Genomic DNA, 20982 nt, shown 5'->3' on the forward strand with positions numbered 1-20982 from the left:
TAACTATCTTCATATATTCTGTTTATGCTGGCTTTAATGCTAGCGACTCCATAACATTCAGGCCGGGGAACCCATCGGCTACCATATCGTTAGCAATTTGATAGTTACGAATACCTTCTCGCGTGGCAGGGCCAATAATGCCGTCTGGCTTACCCACGTCATAACCTAACGTGTTAAGTTTCTTCTGCAGGGCAATAATGTCTTGTCGACTGTAGGCTGGTAAGTCAGGGAGCGGCGCTTTAATGCCTGACGCCCCTGCAATTCTGTCGGCCAATACACCCACTGCAAGTGCGTAGAACTCAGAGTTGTTCCAACGCATTATTACCCTGAAGTTTTGGTATGCAACAAACGCAGGGCCGTTATGCCCAGCAGGAACAATCACATAGGCGGTTGTGTCGTCTTCACCTAGTGGTGCGCCGTCTGTTTTTGCAATACCGAGTGCACTCCAGTCACTTAGTGAACGTTTGTTTTTGTAGCCAGAAAGTTGATAATTAAAATTCTCTGGAAGGACGACTTCTCGCCCCCAACGAAAACCGCGTTGCCAGCCTAAGCTTGCTAAGAAGTTAGCCGCAGAAGAAAGGGCGTCTTCTTCGCTGTTAAAGAGGTTTATTTTTCCATCACCATCACCGTCAATGGCATAGTGTGTGTATGCAGAGGGCATAAACTGGGTGTGCCCCATTGCACCAGCCCAAGAACCAATCATTTCTTCGCGTGTTAACGACTCGCGCTCAAACAGTTTGACAGCTACCAAAAACTCTTGAGTGAAATACGTGCTACGCCGTGGATCGCAAGCCAGAGTGGCCAATGAATCAAGCACAGGCATCTTACCGCGGTAACTTCCAAAATTGGTTTCTAAACCCCAAAACGATAAGAGATAATGTGGGGGGATACCGTATTTGTCGCTTAGCGTATGCAGCAAAGTCTTATGCTTGGCATACATTTCTTGCCCTTTTTCAGTGCGCCAGTCGGTCACACGTTTGCTGAAATAGCCTGGAAATGTTTGTACGAACTCTGGTTGACTACGGTCTAGCTCAATGACTCTGTCTTGATGGACCAAAGACGGAAAAATAGCATCGATGGTGTCTTGGCTGACGCCTTGGTTAATGGCTTGCTCTTCAAGCGATGCCGTACATGAAGCGAATGTTTCAGAAGCGAAACTTGATGACGTATGGACGCTTGTCAGTAGCGTAAGGGCCGAGAGCCAATATTTTCCATGAATATTAATGCGCATAGTACAGTTCCTAAGTTGCTTGTCATTATGCTATCTCGTGTGACAAGTAAACGCGAGTAAAATTCAAGTTGGTACTTACTCACTTACGGCTTTTGCGCGATAATTAAAGGAATAAATAAAAAGTGAACGTTGGCTAAAATGCGCTTTCTAAGCACGGCAACCTAAACGTTAATATGCAGATTTCAGGTTGTTGGCGACTACCGGCAATGGTAGTGTTGACAGTCTCTTTATTTCGCAGTGTGCGCCGTAGTGCGGCCCTGTAGGTTTATCATCAAATTAGCTAACGGCGTATTGAGTTACGTCTCCAGCATTTATCATCATGGCGCAGCAAGTGGCGAATAAAAAATCTAACGCAAAAACTAAAACGAAGTATTCTTGGCTTTTTACCCTTTTCTGGCGTTTATGCGTCATTGGTGTCGTTGTACTGGGGGCATATGCTTTTTATCTTGATGCACAGATTAAGCACTCCTTTTCGGGTAATAAATGGGAAGTGCCAGCGCAAATTTTTGCCCGCCCTTTACTGTTAAGCAAAGGTGAGGAAATTACACCAAAAGAAGTCATCGATGAATTGTCACTTTTAGGCTACCGCAAAGTGACGTTTGCCGACAGTAGTGGCGAATATAGCTACCAGAATAAGGTGCTCACTATACAGCGCCGAGCGTTTCAATTTCCTGAAGGCGCAGAGCCTCTTCGTCACCTTGTGATCACATGGAATGGCGCGCGTATAGGTGAAATTTACGATAAATCGCAAAGCCGACCTTTTGGCAGCGTAAAATTAGAGCCCTGGTTGGTTACGCGCATGGTTAGTGGCAGTCAAGAAGATCGTATGTTGGTGCGATTGAACACTATCCCGGAACTACTGCCAAAAGCACTTACGTTAGTAGAAGATCGTAACTTTTATAATCATCATGGTGTGGCACCGCTTTCCATTCTTCGCGCTTTAATGGCTAATATTGCGGCAGGAAGAACGGTGCAGGGCGGAAGTACGCTCACTCAGCAGCTCGTGAAAAACATGTTCTTAACACGTGAGCGATCTATTGTTCGTAAAGCCAAAGAAGCGTTAATGGCTATCATTATCGATGCTCGCTACAGTAAATCAGATATCTTAGAAGCGTACCTAAACGAAGTATTTTTAGGGCAAAATGGCGACATGGCGGTTCATGGCTTTGGGTTGGCAAGCTACTTTTATTTTGACCGTCCGGCAAACGAGCTTAGTGTGCCGGAAATCGCAACATTGGTGGCAATGATAAAAGGCCCTTCCTATTACAACCCTAGACGTTATGAAGACCGGGTGAAAGAACGTCGAGATTTAGTGCTGCGTATGTTATTCGATGAAAATGAAATCGATCGAGCATCCTACGAGAAATATATCAATATGCCATTAGGGCTTGCCAGTGGCGCCAGCTTAGCAAGCGGTAAGCACCCCGCGTTTATGGAGCAGGTTAGAAAGGAGTTGTCAGAAATACTAGCGGACGCTAGCTTACGTGACTCTGGGGTTAAAGTATTCACTACTTTGGATATCGTTGCTCAACGACGGGCAGAGAAAGCGCTTTCTGGTACGCTTGATGGCCTACAAAAAGACAGAAAGGTTCCACTTCAAGGCGCAATCGTGGTATCCAATAGTGCCAAAGGGGAAGTCAGGGCCATTGTTGGCGCAAGAGATTACGCATTTAAAGGCTTTAACAGAGCGCTGGATGCGAAACGTCCCATTGGTTCGCTGGTTAAGCCTGCAATCTACTTGGCTGCCCTTGAAGATCCTACTCAATATAATCTGGCGACACCACTGCTTGATGAGCCTATTACCCTTGAGAATGAAAATGGTAAACCGTGGTCACCGCAAAACTATGACAAAGAGTTCAGAGGTCAAGTACCACTGGTTCAGGGGCTGACAGAGTCACTCAATATCCCCACGGTCAATTTAGGTATGCAGTTAGGGCTTGATGTTGTCATCGATACCATCGCCCGTTTAGGGGTTGAAACACCGATTGAGCCGGTCCCATCGGTGACGCTAGGCGCTTTCGAATTGTCTGTTTTCAATACCAACCAAATGTACCAAACGCTGTCAAACGGCGGGCGTTATGTGCCGCTACATACGGTATCTTCTGTGGTGGGTGCAGGTAATGCATTGATTTGGCAGAAAGCAGAGTTTTATTCGCAGCGCACCGACGAGGCTGCCACATACCTACTTAATTATGGTCTGTACAAAGTCACGACAGATGGCACCGCAAAACGTATTGGTGCTACATTCGGTAATGTGAATATGGCAGGCAAAACCGGGACGACCGATGATTACAGAGACAGCTGGTTTAGCGGTTTCGACCGCAATAATGTGGTTACCGTATGGGTCGGTAATGACGACAACAAGCCTATTAATTTAACTGGGGCGGGTGGTGCCCTTCCTGTCTTCATTAATTATATGAAATCTCAATCTCCGAAATCGCTGTCTCGCCGTTTTCCTGATGGCTTAGGTATCGCACATTTTGACGCAGCGACGGGGAACGTTGTTGTTGCAGGGTGCGCCAATAGTTTGAGTGTACCGGCGATACTTGACGTGCTGCCACCAGCGCAACAAGATTGTGCAGGGAAAAAAATTAAGCCCGGTAGCAAATCGGGAAATAAAAAGAAGAGCTGGTGGGAAAGAATTTTTGGATAAAAAAACTCCAGAAAGAAGATAGAAAACATCACATGTAAAGGTTTTCTATCTCCCCACTGGAGTGAAATGCCCAAGGGGTGGGCTCAGGTGGGAGCAAATCTTTTACTTCAACATGTATCGGGCCGTTGAAAAGGCAATCGCGCTAAGCGCAAAGGCAACGACAGGCCCAAGTACTAACATAAGTAATGCAGTCGCGGTAAACATGGTAGCCTCCTTACGCGTCGTTATCGTTTAAGTCCGCACGCTTTATTGGCGTAATAGTGATGTCAGCAACCAGCGTTCTTTCACCATCATCTTCTGGCTCGAAGGTGTGGCTTGCAGTTAGCACATCATAGGTAATGTTTAGCGTTACATCTTGCTTAACGTCAGCCGCCGCCCGTTTCACCATAAAATCTGTATGGCTCAATAAGTTTTCGTTAGCGTCTTGAGCAGCAAATGCAGACGATGCCAAAGCAGTAGTAATAGTAAGTGCAGTGAAAATTTTACGAACATGGAACATGGTAATCTCCTAAATTAAAAAGTTAGACACTGCACTGAAATGTACTGCGTGGCAGCTATCTCTTAAGTCGTTATCAAAGAACACTTGGTTTATTGCGAGGGACGTGCCAACTTATGAATTTATCGTAAGATTATGATTTTAATATTTTTTATTTTTTAGTGCCGAGGGCGTAGGTAAAAGAAGATATAATCAAATACTAACTATTAGTGAATTTGACATACCAAGTGGCGAAAAATGCTAACTAAAAATGGAAGGGACTATTATGCTATGTGGTTTGAATTTCAGTGACTCAATAACGCACAAAATGACATTAAAAAAGGGCGGCTGCGCTACCTATGGCTGAATATGCTAAAAGGTAACGCAATGCAGTTGGCTTTAGGGTATTAATTAGGCCGCTTTAGGCTTTCGCAATCGAGATACTGCGGTGAATACCACCGCTAATACAGCTCCCGCAGCTAGCCCCGCAATACCATCAGCTAAGATAGACATGACTAACGCCGCGTCAGGCGCTAAAGCAATGAAGTCTGCCGCGACGTGATGCAGCAACGAAATATTATGTGTAAGGATCCCTCCCCCTACTAAAAACATCGCTATGGTGCCTACCACAGCAAGGGTCTTCATCAGCGCCGGGGCTGCAACAAGCAGCGCTCTCCCCGCAAATCGCTGTAGGGTACTCATTGAACCTGTCAGTGACTTTCGTAACAGATACAAGCCAACGTCATCCATTTTCACAATAGCGGCGACAAGACCATATACACCTACCGTTATCGCTAAGCTTAGTGCAACAAGAACGCCCAGCTGTGTGGTGAAAGGCGCATCGCTGACACTTCCTAACGCTATAACAATGATCTCGGCTGAAAGAATAAAGTCTGTTCTTATTGCCCCTTTAATTTTGTCTTTTTCAAAGGCCACCATATCAGTATCAGGTTTGCTGACCGCTTCAATCCTCGCTTCTTGTTGTGCGCGCTCATCATCATGAGGAAGGTACTTATGAAGCAGCTTTTCAGCGCCTTCGAAACATAAGAATAGCCCGCCTAATATGAGCAGGAGTGTTATAAGCGATGGAACAAAATGACTGATGATGAGTGCAGCGGGAACCAAAATAACTTTATTGAGCAACGAGCCTTTTGCCACTGCCCATACGACGGGAAGCTCTCTATCTGCTTTAACACCTTGAACCTGATCAGCATTAAGTGCGAGGTCGTCTCCCAATACACCAGCAGTTTTCTTGGCGGCGACTTTCGACATAACGGCAATGTCGTCCATTAAGGTTGCAATATCATCAAGAAGTGCAAGTAAGTTTGCTGCGGCCACAATAGTATTCCTTTCGTTTCAGATTCATAAGCATACGTTGCTATGCGCTAGTTTGGCAACGGTATATTCTTGGTAAGCGTGTTAAAGAGTGGCGTCTATTTACAACGTAGTGACATAGGCAAAACGTAGTTAAGTGTTAACGCTGTTGGCGATCGGTTTCGGGGGCTTTTTTGATACGTTTTTCAATAAACTTATCAGCGCCCCCAAAATCAGTACACTTCAGCGTACCCCCTGCAAATCCGCTCAATAGGGAAAGTACCTTGTTGGTCGTACCGGTACAATTTACTTTTTTAACGACACGCTGCTCATCAAAATTAGTGTCGCGTTCGTAGGAAGGGGCAATCAGTACCGGGCTAGTTTTAAGCTTTCGAAAGGTGTTGGATGCCTGCTGTGCATCGTTGTGCAACTGTTCATTGTTATAGCTATGAAAGTAGTCAGTAACGGCGCTAGCTGCTGTAGTAGGCTGCTTGCTTGTGTGCATTTCAGGTACTTTCCTGACATCGAGGGATGGACGGGGAAGAGGGCTAGGCGAGGTTTGCTCACGCGCTTTATCCTTCGCCTTTTCATTGTCGGCTAGTGCGTGCGATTTTGGTTGTGTGAGGTCATCGGTTCGAGTAACAGGTTCATTCGTTGTTTGTATCACATCATCGGTTGCTAGCATTTCTTCGTTTTGGGTAGGCGTTTCGTTTGACGGCGTTGCCGACTCAGTGTCGGTAGGGGTCTCTCGTTTGATGGGCGGAAAATACAAAACAGCGCGAACAGGCGGTGATGTTTGGGCTGGCGATAAATGCGAGGATGGCGAAGAAGAAAACGTGGCACTTAACATGATCACTATGATTGCAAGTATATGAATTCCTATCGCAAGACTCATACTCTTCACATAGTGCCCGCGCACAACGTGACGCCAACGCTCTCCCGTAGGGGGGATGGCATGCATTTCATGGATGTAAGAAGCCGCAAAGGGCACGTTGGGACACGTCATCTATTATTCATTCCATTGTTCGCTACTTTGCAATTTCATCCTAATCTTACCGCTAATAATCGACACATTAACCCACCCTGCTCGTGCATGGGGCAATAATACCTTTGTGCACCACTATGGTGCATATTTCTAAGGAAGAATATTCTGTATCCATGCTAAGCATTTGTTTTTTAACGATTAAAATTTATGGCACATCTCTTGGTTTACAACAGGTATAAGACACGAAATGTGCACTATAACCACAACATTACTTGGAGCAACTCATGAAACTAGTCACTGCTATCATCAAGCCTTTTAAGCTAGATGATGTTCGTGAAGCCATTTCTGAAATCGGTATTGACGGTTTGACCGTCACCGAGGTGAAAGGTTTCGGACGTCAGAAAGGACATACAGAACTTTACCGCGGAGCGGAGTACCAGGTGGACTTTCTACCTAAAGTTAAACTAGAAATTGCAGTGCAAGATGATCAGGTGGAACGCTTAGTTGAAGCCATCGTTAGCGCAGCTAAAACAGGCAAGATTGGGGACGGCAAGGTATTTGTTTACGACCTTGAGCATGCCGTTCGTATTCGAACGGGTGAGTCTGATAGCGACGCGCTGTAAGCCATAACGATATTTTTGCGGAGAAACCATAATGGAAATCACTTTTGAACTAGGGTATGCGCTTGATACCTTTTACTTTCTAGTCTGCGGCGCGCTCGTTATGTGGATGGCAGCAGGCTTTGCAATGCTTGAAGCTGGATTAGTAAGAGCTAAAAACACAACTGAAATTTTGACTAAAAACATCGCACTGTTCGCGATTGCTTGCACCATGTATATGGTTTGCGGTTACGGTATCATGTACGGCGGCGGTGAATGGGGCGCGTTTTTAAGCGGGATTATGGGCGACGGTGCAACGGGCGTTACCGATGAGCCAGCTACCTATGCACCATCTGCAGACTTTTTCTTCCAGGTTGTTTTCGTTGCTACAGCAATGTCTATTGTATCTGGTGCGGTTGCAGAGCGTATGAAATTGTGGGCGTTCTTAGCGTTTACTGTTGTTATGACCGGTTTCATCTATCCAATGGAAGGTGCATGGACATGGGGCGGTGAAGCAGTCTTTGGCCTATACACGCTAGGCGATTTAGGTTTCTCTGATTTCGCAGGTTCAGGCATTGTACACATGGCAGGTGCAGCGGCTGCGCTAGCGGGTGTTCTTGTACTAGGTGCTCGTAAAGGTAAATACACTGCTGACGGAAAAGTGAATGCGATTCCTGGAGCAAACTTACCGCTTGCTACATTAGGTACGTTCATCTTATGGATGGGCTGGTTTGGCTTTAACGGTGGTTCAGTACTTGCTACTGCAACGGTTGAAAGTGCTAACTCTGTTGCTATCGTGTTTATGAACACTAACGCAGCTGCGGCTGGTGGTACGATTGCTGCACTTCTACTTGCTCGTGTTATGTTTGGCAAAGCTGACCTTACCATGGCGCTTAATGGTGCGCTTGCTGGTTTGGTAGCAATTACGGCTGAGCCGTCTACACCTACGCCACTAGAAGCAACGTTGTTCGGTGGTCTTGGTGGTATCTTGGTTGTACTAAGCATTGTTACTCTTGATAAGCTTAAAATCGATGATCCAGTAGGTGCTATCTCGGTACACGGTGTAGTTGGTCTTCTTGGTCTACTTCTTGTTCCAATCACAAATGACGGTTCAAGCCTTACAGGTCAGCTAATTGGCGCAGCAACTATCTTCGGTTGGGTATTCTTAGTAAGCCTTGCGGTTTGGTTAGCGCTTAAAGCTGTTATCGGAATTCGTGTGACAGAAGAAGAAGAGTTTGACGGCGTAGATATGAGTGAGTGTGGTTTAGAAGCTTACCCAGACTTTACAGGCGGTCGTTCTTAAGAAACCTTGATTAGGCAGATTATAACAACACTAATAATGCCATAATTACTTCGTTTAAGCCTCGCATCATGCGAGGCTTTTTTATTTCTAAGCGTATTAAAACGGTTGATATATGACACGTGGTAAGACGTGAAACGCAGAGCAATTTATTGGTTTTTCATATACCAGCAAATAGCGCTACACTAGGTAAATAACATAACAATAAAACACCTTATTCGGGGAACCACCATGCTACTGCGCACGCTTTTGTTATTTTCAATAGGATATGTTGCTTCACTCGGCAATGTATCGGCTTACGACAGAATAACCGGCGAACCCTTTGCCAGTCGCTCAGAAATTATCGCGCAAAATGGCATGGCAGCAACCAGTCAGCCTTTAGCAACGCAGGTTGCACTTGATATCCTTAAACAAGGGGGCAGTGCAGTTGATGCTGCCATTGCAGCCAATGCGATGTTAGGCCTTGTCGAACCCACAGGAAGTGGTATTGGCGGCGATTTGTTCGCTATCGTGTGGGATGCTAAAGAGAAAAAGCTGGTTGGATTAAATGCGTCAGGCCGTTCACCACGCCAATTAACCAAGTCTGTCTTTGCCGAGCGCGGCTTAAATAAAATTCCTAAGTTTGGCCCTTTACCGGTATCTGTCCCCGGTGCCGTGGATGGCTGGTTTGCGCTACACGGTAAATTTGGCAAGTTACCGATGTCGACATTGCTGACTCCTGCTATCAAATACGCGCGAAGTGGTTTTCCTGTTAGCGAATTAATTGCCTACTACTGGCAAATGAACACCGACAGAATTGGTCATTACGATGGGTATGCCGATACCTTCTTATTAAACGGTAAAGTGCCCAAGAAAGGCGATATTTTTAGAAACCCGGGCTTAGCGGTAACATACGAAAAAATCGCCACCGGTGGACGAGATGCCTTTTATAAAGGGGATATTGCCAGAACTATCGATGCGTACATGAAGGCGCAAGGTGGTTTTTTATCGTATCAAGATTTGGCTTCTCATGTTTCTGAATGGGTAGAACCTGTTTCTGCTAATTATCGCGGATACGATGTGTGGGAATTACCGCCAAATGGACAAGGTATAGCCGCCTTACAGATCCTCAACGTACTAGAACGTTACGACATAGAGGGCATGGGGTTTGACTCAGCGGATTATATTCACACCTTCGTTGAAGCTAAAAAGCTGGCGTTTGAAGATCGCGCTAAGTTTTATGCCGATCCTGACTTTAACGCCATCCCAGTAGATTGGCTCATATCTAAAGAGTATGCGGCAAAGCGACAAGCATTAATAGATGAAGAAAAAGCGTCAAAACGTATAGATGCTGGCATTTATGAAGGTGACACTATTTATCTCACGGTTGCGGATAAAGACGGGAACATGGTGTCACTTATCCAAAGTAACTATCGAGGCATGGGCTCAGGTATGACTCCGCCAGGACTGGGTTTTATTCTCCAAAATAGAGGAGAGATGTTTACCCTACAAGAAGGGCATTTCAATGAATATCGCCCAGGCAAGCGCCCCTTCCACACTATTATACCAGCATTTGTTACGCGTAATGGAAAGCCTTTAATGAGCTTTGGTGTAATGGGGGGAGGCACCCAACCTCAAATGCACGCGCAAATTATCGTCAACATGCTTGATTTCGGCATGAATTTACAAGAAGCGGGTGATGCGCCTCGCATACTGCATAGCGGTTCGAGCAGCCCAACAGGTGATTTAATGAGAGATGGCGGCTTCATAAGCTTAGAATCTGGCTTCAGTGAAAAGACGCAGCGTGAACTGATGGAGCGAGGCCACACATTACAGCGCGTTGTCGGCGCATTTGGAGGCTATCAGGCAATAGTGTGGGACGATAAACGCGGCGTGTATTTTGGTGCGTCAGAAAGTCGAAAAGATGGACAAGCTGCTGGCTATTAGACACACTTAGGAATAGAGCCAATAGGCGAGTCGTTTGCGATATCGCCGTTAGGGTAAATAGACAATAATAAGAGTCCCAATGACACAACCACAAAAAGGAATATGTGCCGAGCCAAATTTACATGCACAGTATTTACTGCTTAATGTCGTGGATGATGACAGTGAAGCCGTGCGAGCAAAATTATCTCGGGTATTAGACATATTTGAACATTTCGAAAATGAGCATTATGAAGCCATGGTGACTGGCGTGGTTGCCATTGGTACTGGCTATTGGAACGATGTTTATCCAGGTCTTATCCCAATAGAACTTGCGCCTTTTCCTGACATGCAATGTGAGGACCGAAGTGCCCCGACAATGCCGTGTGATTTGTTTATTCAAATTCGAGCTGACCGGCTAGATATTTGCCATGCGATTGGTATTGAAGTAATGGATTTACTTCGCCTACACGTCGAATTGGTTGAACAAATTAGAGGGTTCCGCTACTTAGACGGGCGGGATTTAAATGGTTATTTATATGCCGCCGATAACCCAAGAGGCATGAAGCGACGAACTGTTGCCATTATCGGTGAAAATGACCCAGATTTTAGTGGCGGAAGCTATCTTCATGTTCAACGCTATCGACACGACCTTCGCCGTTGGCATAGCCTTTCTACTCGTCAGCAAGAACAGGTGATGGGAAAAACTCAAGAACACAATCTGGATAGCGCAGAATGCTCAGCTTCCTCCCATAGTGTTCGTGCACATGGCGCAGCCTCTGAAGGGGGCGACGTCGAATTGATAAAACAAGGGATGCCATATGGTGACATGGCATCACAAGGGTTATTTTTTGTCTGTTGTAGTGCCAGCGCGAGGCCTTTCAAGGCCATGTTGCATAGCCAAATTTATGGCAATGGGGAAGGTGATTATGATCGCTGGTTAGACTTTACGAGTGCAGAAACCGGAGCGGCTTTCTTCGCACCCTCTGTAACGTTTATTCGAGACCAAGCGAGACGGAATAATTACTGAATATTAAGCGCGCCATCCCAGTCATCAGCAAGTTCCATATTGCGGTACATCTTGCACACTGCTAAATGATGTTTTACCAATGAATCATCAGGGTTAATGGTAAGCGCTGCGTTAAAGTGTGCAATCGACTCGTCCCATTGTTTGTTAATCCTGCATGCAAGGCCAGCGGCAATCTTAGTTTGCACAGAATAGCGTATATCCTGCTCTGCTTCAGGTAGATGGCTGAGTATTTCATATATTTCAATAGGTGCTTCACGCCCTTTTACCCGAACCCAATCTAACAAGCGTGTTTTAACCGGAAAGTCTGCACCGATGGTCTGAAGTACTTGGGCGCTAACAATAATATCAGCATTATATTTGGTGGTTAACGACTCGAGTCTAAACGCAATATTAACGCTATCACCGATAACGGTGGTATCCATTCTATCGTCTGACCCTACCGTACCTAATATAACTGGGCCAAAATGAATGCCTACCCCTACGTTTACAGGGTCGTATCCACTGTTCCCTCTATGCTTATTATAAATCCCTAGCGCTTTACGTAAATCAAGCGCTGCATTGAGTGCGTCGACTGCTTTTTCTTTGGCTGAGCCGCCCGGGTGATCAAACAAAGCCATAATAGCGTCGCCAATAAACTTATCAATGAAGCCTTGGTTTTGATGGATAGGGTCGTTCATTCGCAAAAAGTAAGAATTCAGAAAATTCATAAGTTCTTGCGGTCGCATCTTTTCCGAAAGACCTGTGAAGCCTCTAATATCGCAGAACAAAATGGCAACTTCGTCCTCATCGGCATGGCCGAGTTCCAAGGTATCAGAGCCTTTTTTAGCGATGTGATCGACAAACTGCTTGGGAACAAATTTTTGAAACGTTTGAGACAAACGAAGGGCTTCGTCAGCGGTAGCCTGAAAACGCCTTTCTTTTTCATCAAGCGCTTCGATATGAACGCGCTGTATGTTGGTATTGTTTTGCGCTTGTTTATCGTTATGCTGGCGACGTTGCGCCACCAGCACTGCAGTGACAACAACGCTGTATGCACTCACCAAAAATAAGAAAGTCAGTAACCAGTCGTTGAATGTCACAGTCGCGTCCAATAATACTTAAAGTGTGGCAAACACTTTGTCTGCCGCTTCTAATGTTTTTGCAATAATATCTTTGTCATGGGCTTTAGAAACAAAGCCAGCCTCATAAGATGCAGGTGCTAAATATACGCCTTCATTCAACATACCGTGATAGAACTTGTTGAATTGTGCTGTGTTGCAATTGATGGCTTGTTGGTAGTTTGTTACCCGCTTAACATCAGTAAAGAATAACCCAAACATACTGCCCGCAACATTAGTACTTAGTTGTACACCATGTTTATCAGCAAGTGCTTGCATACCATCTACTAAGGCTTGCGTGTTTTCAAAGATACTGTCGTACAAACCTTCTTGTTTTATTTGGTTCATTGCGGCAAGGCCTGCAGCCATTGCAACTGGGTTGCCTGATAGCGTACCTGCTTGATAAACCGGTCCGGTTGGCGCGATATGCGTAATTATTTCTTTTTTACCGCCAAAACATCCCACTGGCATGCCGCCGCCAATGACTTTTCCTAAGCAGGTTAAATCTGGCTTAACACCATACTTTTCTTGGGCGCCACCACGTGAAACACGAAAGCCTGTCATTACTTCATCAAAAATCAGCACGCTTGCATACTGGTCACAGACTTCGCGAAGCCCTTCCAGAAAGCCTTCTACTGGCGGAATGCAATTCATGTTGCCTGCAACGGGCTCGACAATAATGCATGCGATGTCGTCACCGTGCGCTTCGAACACTGCTTTTACACTATCAATGTTGTTGTACTCAACCGTTAGCGTGTGCTCTGCGACATTTGCTGGTACGCCCGGTGAGCTTGGTACGCCAAGGGTCAACGCCCCAGAGCCAGCTTTTACAAGCAATGAATCAGCATGACCATGATAACAGCCTTCAAACTTAACAATTTTGTTACGGCCAGTATATCCACGAGCAAGACGTATGGCAGACATGGTGGCTTCGGTTCCGGAGTTCACCATGCGTACCATTTCCATAGACGGAACTAATTGGCTTACGGTTTCAGCCATAATGACTTCAGCTTCGGTTGGCGCGCCAAATGATAAGCCATTGAATGAGGCTTCGATGACCGCTTCACGAATAGCTGGGTTGTTGTGGCCCAGCACCATGGGGCCCCATGATTGGATGTAGTCAATATACTGCTTACCGTCGACGTCCCACATGTAAGGGCCGTCAGCTTTGGTAATAAAACGGGGCGTTCCCCCTACGGCTTTAAATGCACGAACAGGTGAGTTTACGCCGCCAGGAATGGTTTTTTGTGCTCTTGTAAAAAGTACTTCAGATTTTTGCATGAAATTATTTACTCTTATTGCTGTGCCACACCACATCACGTTCATATTTAGAAACGAGCTCTTCAACGCCTAATGTAAGGGCGAATAAAGCCATACGAACAAGAACGCCGTTATCAGTCTGTCTGAAAATGGCCAGGTTAGGATTTAAATTTAAATCGTTATCAAGTTCATTGGCTTCCATACGAGAATCTCTTGGAAGTGGATGCATGATCACAGTTTTAGATTGAAAATGGCGCGTGTAAATGGCTTGATTTAAGCGAAATTTACCGCGGTATTTATTCGCTTCTTCTTGAGACGGAAAACGTTCTTCTTGAATGCGGGTTTGATAGCAAATATCCGCATCCATATTGCCTTCTAGTGTCTCGGTAATCGTGAGTTGATGACCCGCGTTTTCAATCGCGTCGATAACCGGTTGCGGCATTGCCAGCTCTTTTGGAGAAATGAGTGTAAAACGGACATTTTTATACAAGCAAAGTAACCGGGATAACGAGTGTACCGTTCTGCCGTAGCGCAAGTCACCAATCATTGCGATATGTAAACCGTCAATACCTTGGCCGCTATACTCTAATTCGCGCTTTATGGTAAACAGGTCAAGAAGGGCTTGTGTTGGGTGTTCGTTCGCGCCATCACCGCCGTTTATCACCGGAACACGGCTTCCTTCAGCAAATTCGGCTACCGAGCCTGCTGAGGGGTGACGCATAGCGATAATATCGGAATAGCCACTGAGTACGCGCGCGGTATCATAAAGCGATTCGCCTTTCGCTAACGCAGAACTCGACATTCCCGTTGTTTCACGCACTTCTCCACCAAGTAGGTTAAACGCAGTACCAAAGCTTACACGCGTTCTCGTACTGGGTTCGAAAAATAAGTTCCCGAGAATGGCGCCATCTAGCACCGTCGTTCGCTTTTCTCGACGGGCATAGGGTTTCATAGAGTCAGCGACTGAAAAAACACGCTCAATAGCGTCACGATCGAATTGATTAACAGAAAGGATGTGGTTGCCGGTAAAGTTAAACATATGTCACTCAATCATCAACGAAAACGCGCGTAGTGTATAACATTAGATAGATGATGTAATCAATTCCACGCATGAGATTGCGATGAGAGTTGGGCTTAATTCAGGGAGTGATTAAACAGTAACGAAATTTTGTCTACCGCCGTGCTCACATGTTTCACCAAGGCATCTCCTAAAAGCGGGGCTTGAATACCACACAGCATCATTGTGTGGTGCTCAGCTTTTAGTAATGCACAAAAATCAACGGCCAGTTGGTTTGCTACAGATTGGTCAATTCGACCTTTACCATAGTCGTAAATCACATTACTTAGTACCACCAAGGACGAATCAGGGCCCGCCTGATAAAACAACTTGGCAACATGCGCGTTGTTGCCAGCTTCCGCAATAATTACGCGAAAAATGGCAATAGTTTCTGGGTCTTGCAAAAGTTTAATAAATTGCTGACCAATCTTGCTCATACATTCTTTAAAACTTACGCCGCTAGTGGATACCGTGTCGATATGTTGCGTATCGAGTTGATATGACTGGCATTTTGATTTTATTGCGGCTTGGAACAAGGTATCTTTACTGTCGAAGTGAGAATAAACAGTTTGTTTAGAAACACCAGATGCTTTTGCTACACTGTCCATTGAGGTATTGGCGAAGCCTTCCTGCAAAAACAGCGATGAAGCAGCGTGCAGGATCAAGCGGCGCTTTTCTTCGCTTTTTGGGCGGCCTTGACGTTTTAGGGATTGATCCATGCTTTTAAAAGTCCACTTCGATGCAGAGCGTTGGGTCTTGTTTGAAAATTGTTAATAATCAAACTGGACGGTCTAGTATTTATAGACTAGCATGGCGATGAGAATATGACAAACTGACTGGTACGGTTAAGGAATCAAAATGACGGTCGACGTTCAAACTACTAAGCCAAATCGCCTTGGGCTTGTTACCGCGGTTATCGCCCTCTTTGTGGGGCTGGTTATATTATTGTTTGCCGCCGGTTTAAGCAGTGCAGAGGATGTCTCTCTGGCACAACAACCCACTGCCGTGACGACCAGTCGTGTGAAAATTCAATCTAGCTTTGAAACGCCAGTTAATATTTTCGGGTTAATTGAGTCACCGAAATCAACAGACCTAGCATTTGATGTAAGCGGACAACTTATCGATATAGCGGTTGATGAGGGTGACGTCGTTACTAAAGGGCAAGTTGTTGCCAAACTCGATAGCGAGAGACTAAACGCCCGACTACTTGAACTGAATGCCTCATTAACGCGTGCTAATGCCGACTTAACCCTCGCGCAATTAAGCAATAGCAGAACAAAGACCTTAGTAGAGAGAAAGCTCGAGTCAGCGCAACGCCTTGATGAAGCGAATGCAAGTGAATCAGTATCACGGGCTCAAGTGGAAGAAATCAAAGCGGCCATTAACAGCGTTAATGTAGAACGTAGTAAAACTACGCTTATCGCCCCGTTCGACGGTGTGGTAAATTCTCGAACGTTCGATGAAGGCAGTGTAGTTAATGCCGGCGCCCCATTACTAGGGATAACAAGTGCTGAACTTTACCAGGCCCGATTTGCTGTGCCAGCAGACATTATTGATCAGTTTGCACAGGATGAACCGGTACTGATTCGTGTAGGTGAGAACGATGTCGCTGGCACCATCAGCCAATTGCTTCCCGTGCGCAACAGACAAACCAGAACGGTTGATATTTTAGTTACGTTAAATGATAACAGTCGTGTACGCCCCGGCGATATGGCGGTGTTATCTGGGCTTCGTACACACAATAAACGTGGAAGTTGGTTGCCAATCGATGCGCTAAGCAACGGCCTTCGGGGTCTGTGGCGCGTTTTTGTATTACCTGAAGGTAATGAGCGCGGTGTTGAAGCGCGTATTGTCGAGGTTATCTACACCGATGGCGCTAACGCTTTTGTACGTGGTGCATTGAGTGATAACGAGCTTTATATCACAAACGGAACACACAAGTTGGCGCCCGGCCAAATGGTCTCTGTGAAACAGGGGGAAGTGTCCGGAGCGCTAAAATGAACCCACTTTCTCACGATACTACCAAATCTTATCCATGGTATACGCTGTTCTATCGTCGCGGCCATTTATTGGCTTTAAGCCTTATCGTGTTGATCGTTGCGGGGTTATCAGCGCTAGGCTCATTACCACGAATTGAAGACCCACGAATTGATACCAGAAATGCGCTGATTATTACCCAATATCCTGGTGCTTCGGCTGAGCGCGTTGAAGCGCTTGTCAGCGATGTGATTGAAGATCGACTTCGTGAGATTTACGAAATCAAAGAGGTAAAATCAACCTCTCGCTCAGGTATTTCAGTTATTCTGATTGAAACGCAAGACTGGATAGATAATACCAGTAACGAAGAATTATTCAGTGAAATACGCGACGCGATAGGCGCTGCTTCTGCTGATTTTCCAGAAGGCGCTATGTCGCCTATTTTTGATGAAAAGCGTGGAGCCACAGCGTTTACGCTCCTCCTATCATTAAAGCCAGAGCATCCAGACACCACTCCCATAACGCTTACAGGGCGACTAGCACAAGAGCTCACCGACCGTTTACGAAATGTAAATGGCACCGAGTTAGTAAGAGTGTATGGTGAGCCGAATGAAGAAATAAGTGTCAATATCGACCCCATCAAACTGGCGGCCACCGGTCTTACATTGGGGCAAGTGAGCAATATTATTAAGCAAGCCGATCCGAAGTTGCCTGCTGGTATGCTCGATAATGCCAGTAGTAATCTTCGATTCTCTGTCGCTCAAGGGTTAAGTGGAATCGATCAAATTGCCTCTATTCCGCTCTTAAACCAAAACGGACGCTATTTACGGGTTGAAGACATTGCTAATGTTGAGCGAAGCTTTGCATCGCCGCGCAGCGAAGTCGCCCTTCTTGATGGTGAAATGACAATTTTTGTCGCAGCCAGAATGCAACCTTCTCTACGCTCTGACGTGTGGACAGCTGGCGCGCTTGATATCGTTGATACGTTTAACCAGGATTTCGCTGGCACGGTAACGGCGACCATCGCCTTTGAACAAAATGAGTATACTGCTGAGCGCTTAGCGGGTTTATCCATCAACTTGTTGATGGGGTGTGCGGTGGTCATGTTAGTTATCTTGTTATTCATGGGCTTTAGAGCAGCATGGATCGTGGGGTTAGCGCTACCGCTGTGTGCCGCTTTCGCATTGTTTTCACTCAGTTTTTATAACGAACAAATACACCAAATGTCGATTTTCGGAATGATTATTGCCATTGGCTTACTTATCGATAATGCAATTGTTATTACTGATGAAATACGCATTAACTTGCAAGATAATGCGCTCACGCGCGTCGGAGCGATGGCAAAAAGCGTGTCGCATTTATTTGCGCCGCTGTTAGCGTCAACGCTGACTACGATCCTCGGCTTTATGCCTATTTTCCTGTTAAACGGCAACATCGGTGACTTTGTCGGGCCGATTGCAATCAGTGTGGTTATGGCATTGATTGGCTCTTTGTTTATCTCACTCACGATTATTGCAGCGCTTGCGGCACGGTTCCTACCGCGGGGAGAGCAGCTGATAAACAAAACTCACTGGTGGCAGATTGGTATTCAAGCGCCGCAACTAAGTCATGCATTCAGTGTCCAGTTGGGACGTTGGATTAAAATGCCTGCTCTAGTGCTGCCCGTTATCATTATCGTATGTGTATCCGGCTTTGTATTTTCCACTCAATTAGCCAGTGTGTTTTTCCCTAGCGCTGATCGCGACCAGTTTGAGGTATACCTCTGGACGAAAGATGGCAGTAGCATTGAGAATACGGCACGATTTACCCAAGCCGTCGATGATGTGATTCGAAACAAACCTAACGTTGAACAAGTCAGCTGGTTGATTGGTGGCTCTGCGCCATCGGTTTATTATAATCAGATGATGGTGCGCGATAATATGCCGAACTTTGCCAACGCAGTAGTAACGACAACCACCGTTGAAGACGCGGTTGCGCTAGTCGGACAGCTGCAGCGACAACTTGATACTGACTTTCCCGAAGTACAAATAGTGGTGCGTTCATTTGGTCAAGGGCCGCCCATTGCCGCGCCTGTAGAGGTAGAGATTTTAGGGCCTGATTTAAACGTACTTAACGAATTAGGAGAGCAAGTACGCCGGTTAATGTCTGAGGTTGAAGGTATTTCCCAGTCTACTGCCAGTATTACAATGGGGGAGCCAGAGTTAAAGCTTAATGCTGATAGTGATCATCTTTCCCACTTAGGAGTGTCGCTGTCAGAACTGGCTAACCAAATGCAGATTAATTTTTCTGGGTTGACTGGCGGTTCGGTGCTTGAAACCACAGAGGAAATACCCGTACGAGTTAGGTTAGAAGAAAGTTTTAGACGCAATGTTGCCGGTGTTGACGCAATGCCTATTCCGGTGCCCGGAGAGAATGAAATAGCATGGTCGCCACTCGCGGCGGTAAGCACGTTGTCATTAATCCCCTCGGTTAGCAGTATTACTCGTCTAGATGGTGAGCGACTAAATCGTATTCAGGCGTATTTGTTACCGGGCGTACCGCCTATCGACGCCAGCAATGACTTACGACGTTTACTCGAATCACGGCTTGTTTTACCTGAAGGATATCGTTTGCACTTCGCTGGTGATGCTGATGAACAAAAGCAAGCGCTAGGACAATTAGCTACGTATGCGCCAGTGCTTCTCGTGCTGATGATAACCACACTTATTCTCACATTTACCAGCTTACGTATGGCCAGTGTGATTGTTATGGTGGCGGTATTGTCAGTGGGCCTTGGTATGCTGAGCTTGTGGGTTTCGGGTTTGCCGGTAGGGTTTAATCCTTTGCTTGGCTGCGCTGGACTAATTGGGGTAGCAATTAATGGTTCTATCGTTGTCATAGCTGCCATCAACGCTAATCAAGACGCGAAGAGGGGAGATACCAAAGCCATCGTTAAAGAAACCATGGGCTGTAGTCGACATATCTTATCAACCACCTTCACTACAGTCGGTGGGCTTGTGCCGCTACTGTTATTCAGCGATGGAAGCTTTTGGCCACCCTTGGCGGTTGTAATAGCCGGGGGGGTGGGTTTCTCAGTGATATTGTCACTTGTATTCACTCCAACGATTGTCGCTGCATTCCAGCGCTATCGCTTTCGACACGAAGCATAAGGGAAGGACGAGTTGGACACGTTGGTTTTTGTATTGCTTCATTAATGGGTAAACTAAGCCAACATTAGTTACGTATAATGTCTTATGCAAAGTAAAAAAAAGATGGCTTCAGCAAAAAAAAGAGGTGTGTTGTCGTTTTGGCAAACCGACTGTAAGGTGTGCCAGCGAATACGTCTTTATATAGTGTGGGCCGTCATCATGTTGGTAGTGTATTTCTATGTCTGGCAATAATTACGAATCAATTTTAATCAGGGCATCTGCTAAAAGTAACGGTATCACCAGTATGGTGATTGGCACAGCAGGGCTTTTTATAGCGTTTTTATGCTTCGTACTGTTACCCGATTGGCTCTTTTTAGCCAGCATATTTATTACCAGTGCCTCACTGATTGCGTTGCTTATTGGGTATTTTAAAATACGCGAGCCGGCGCATAGTTTAGAAATTACCAAAGAAGCTATCATCTACCGACATCGTTTGGGACAGTGGCATATTGATTGGGATAACTTACAACGAGTTGATAGGCCCAGAGTAAGAAAAGGGCTGGAGCATGTTGGGCTAGAAACCATTGGCTTCAAAATCAAAGACTATCAACGCTTTCTTAAAGACATTTCTCCTCGACTAGCCACTCACTTACTTATGGAGCAACGCCCGTTGTTACTACATAACACTGACGATGCGAATTGCTCAACGGGAAGTTGTTACGAGCAGTCAATGTTTGATGATAATCACTTTAAGCTGAGCGACGGTACTATGCTTACCGGTATAAAAGCGATGCTTGGACACAGAATGACCGAACTTCGTCGTCGCTTAGGTTATGACGTGTATATTGCAACCTCAGAAATAGACCGAAGCCCAGAATCATTTGCGGCGCTTATTGCCGAATGTAAAGAAGCAAAAGCGCAGGAAGGCGTGTCGTAACACCTTATTATCGAGGTTTGTCATAACGCATAGGCGT

Annotated in this window: 16 protein-coding genes; 8 read left to right on the plus strand and 8 right to left on the minus strand. The window is 45.8% G+C overall.

Going from position 1 to position 20982, the window contains the following annotated elements; all coding sequences use genetic code 11:
- Nucleotides 1-22 precede the first annotated feature (22 nt).
- Nucleotides 23-1231 (minus strand): lytic murein transglycosylase, encoded by a 1209-nt coding sequence (locus tag AC27EZ_RS07870; protein WP_487134807.1) that lies wholly within the window; start codon nucleotides 1229-1231, stop codon nucleotides 23-25.
- Nucleotides 1232-1550: 319 nt separating this feature from the next.
- On the opposite strand from AC27EZ_RS07870, the gene mrcB reads away from it, so the two are divergent.
- Nucleotides 1551-3884 (plus strand): penicillin-binding protein 1B, encoded by a 2334-nt coding sequence (gene mrcB / locus AC27EZ_RS07875; protein WP_487134808.1) that lies wholly within the window; start codon nucleotides 1551-1553, stop codon nucleotides 3882-3884.
- A gap of 214 nt (nucleotides 3885-4098) precedes the next feature.
- Here mrcB and AC27EZ_RS07880 read toward each other — a convergent pair whose 3' ends face one another.
- The 3 genes from AC27EZ_RS07880 to AC27EZ_RS07890 all read right to left on the minus strand — a co-directional run bounded on the left by AC27EZ_RS07880 (nucleotide 4099) and on the right by AC27EZ_RS07890 (nucleotide 6679).
- A complete protein-coding gene (locus AC27EZ_RS07880; protein ID WP_487134809.1) occupies nucleotides 4099-4383 on the minus strand; it encodes a hypothetical protein in 285 nt (94 codons plus the stop codon).
- Between the two features lie 387 nt (nucleotides 4384-4770).
- Entirely contained in the window at nucleotides 4771-5697 is a 927-nt protein-coding gene (locus AC27EZ_RS07885; protein ID WP_487134810.1) for a DUF808 domain-containing protein, read from the minus strand.
- A 136-nt stretch (nucleotides 5698-5833) separates the two neighbouring features.
- Complete coding sequence (locus AC27EZ_RS07890; RefSeq protein WP_487134811.1) at nucleotides 5834-6679, minus strand: hypothetical protein; 846 nt, start codon at nucleotides 6677-6679, stop codon at nucleotides 5834-5836.
- Nucleotides 6680-6942: 263 nt separating this feature from the next.
- On the opposite strand from AC27EZ_RS07890, the gene glnK reads away from it, so the two are divergent.
- From glnK to AC27EZ_RS07910, 4 genes are all read left to right on the plus strand, one after another.
- A complete protein-coding gene (gene glnK, locus AC27EZ_RS07895) occupies nucleotides 6943-7281 on the plus strand; it encodes a P-II family nitrogen regulator (RefSeq protein ID WP_421133353.1) in 339 nt (112 codons plus the stop codon).
- Nucleotides 7282-7312: 31 nt separating this feature from the next.
- On the plus strand, nucleotides 7313-8560 hold the full coding sequence (locus tag AC27EZ_RS07900) for an ammonium transporter (RefSeq protein ID WP_487134812.1): 1248 nt from the start codon (nucleotides 7313-7315) through the stop codon (nucleotides 8558-8560).
- Nucleotides 8561-8788: 228 nt separating this feature from the next.
- Nucleotides 8789-10483 (plus strand): gamma-glutamyltransferase, encoded by a 1695-nt coding sequence (gene ggt / locus AC27EZ_RS07905; RefSeq protein ID WP_487134813.1) that lies wholly within the window; start codon nucleotides 8789-8791, stop codon nucleotides 10481-10483.
- Between the two features lie 79 nt (nucleotides 10484-10562).
- Entirely contained in the window at nucleotides 10563-11489 is a 927-nt protein-coding gene (locus AC27EZ_RS07910; RefSeq protein WP_487134814.1) for a Dyp-type peroxidase, read from the plus strand.
- Here the strand turns inward: AC27EZ_RS07910 and AC27EZ_RS07915 are convergent.
- The 4 genes from AC27EZ_RS07915 to AC27EZ_RS07930 form a co-directional block, all read right to left on the minus strand.
- Complete coding sequence (locus AC27EZ_RS07915) at nucleotides 11483-12568, minus strand: adenylate/guanylate cyclase domain-containing protein (RefSeq protein ID WP_487134815.1); 1086 nt, start codon at nucleotides 12566-12568, stop codon at nucleotides 11483-11485. The two genes, AC27EZ_RS07910 and AC27EZ_RS07915, sit on opposite strands and share 7 nt — an antisense overlap.
- 18 nt (nucleotides 12569-12586) lie before the next feature.
- Complete coding sequence (hemL, locus tag AC27EZ_RS07920; RefSeq protein WP_487134816.1) at nucleotides 12587-13867, minus strand: glutamate-1-semialdehyde 2,1-aminomutase; 1281 nt, start codon at nucleotides 13865-13867, stop codon at nucleotides 12587-12589.
- Between the two features lie 4 nt (nucleotides 13868-13871).
- The gene (locus AC27EZ_RS07925; protein ID WP_487134817.1) at nucleotides 13872-14885 is read right to left on the minus strand and encodes an aspartate carbamoyltransferase; all 1014 of its coding nucleotides are present in this window, start codon (nucleotides 14883-14885) and stop codon (nucleotides 13872-13874) included.
- Between the two features lie 95 nt (nucleotides 14886-14980).
- Nucleotides 14981-15622, minus strand: coding sequence for a TetR/AcrR family transcriptional regulator (locus AC27EZ_RS07930; protein WP_487134818.1), 642 nt, complete (start codon nucleotides 15620-15622; stop codon nucleotides 14981-14983).
- 139 nt (nucleotides 15623-15761) lie between these two features.
- Between AC27EZ_RS07930 and AC27EZ_RS07935 the strand changes: the two genes are divergently transcribed.
- The 3 genes from AC27EZ_RS07935 (at nucleotide 15762) to AC27EZ_RS07945 (ending at nucleotide 20945) form a co-directional block, all read left to right on the plus strand.
- Nucleotides 15762-16904, plus strand: coding sequence for an efflux RND transporter periplasmic adaptor subunit (locus tag AC27EZ_RS07935; protein WP_487134819.1), 1143 nt, complete (start codon nucleotides 15762-15764; stop codon nucleotides 16902-16904).
- The gene (locus AC27EZ_RS07940) at nucleotides 16901-20029 is read left to right on the plus strand and encodes an efflux RND transporter permease subunit (protein WP_487134820.1); all 3129 of its coding nucleotides are present in this window, start codon (nucleotides 16901-16903) and stop codon (nucleotides 20027-20029) included. The genes AC27EZ_RS07935 and AC27EZ_RS07940 overlap by 4 nt, the downstream gene beginning before the upstream one ends.
- Nucleotides 20030-20246: 217 nt before the next feature.
- Nucleotides 20247-20945 carry a DUF2982 domain-containing protein gene (locus AC27EZ_RS07945; RefSeq protein ID WP_487134821.1) on the plus strand — a complete coding sequence of 233 codons (699 nt, stop codon included), beginning with the start codon at nucleotides 20247-20249 and terminating at the stop codon, nucleotides 20943-20945.
- The last annotated feature ends 37 nt before the right edge of the window (nucleotides 20946-20982 follow it).

Source organism: Alteromonas sp. 4NH20-0056 (genome assembly GCF_057539655.1).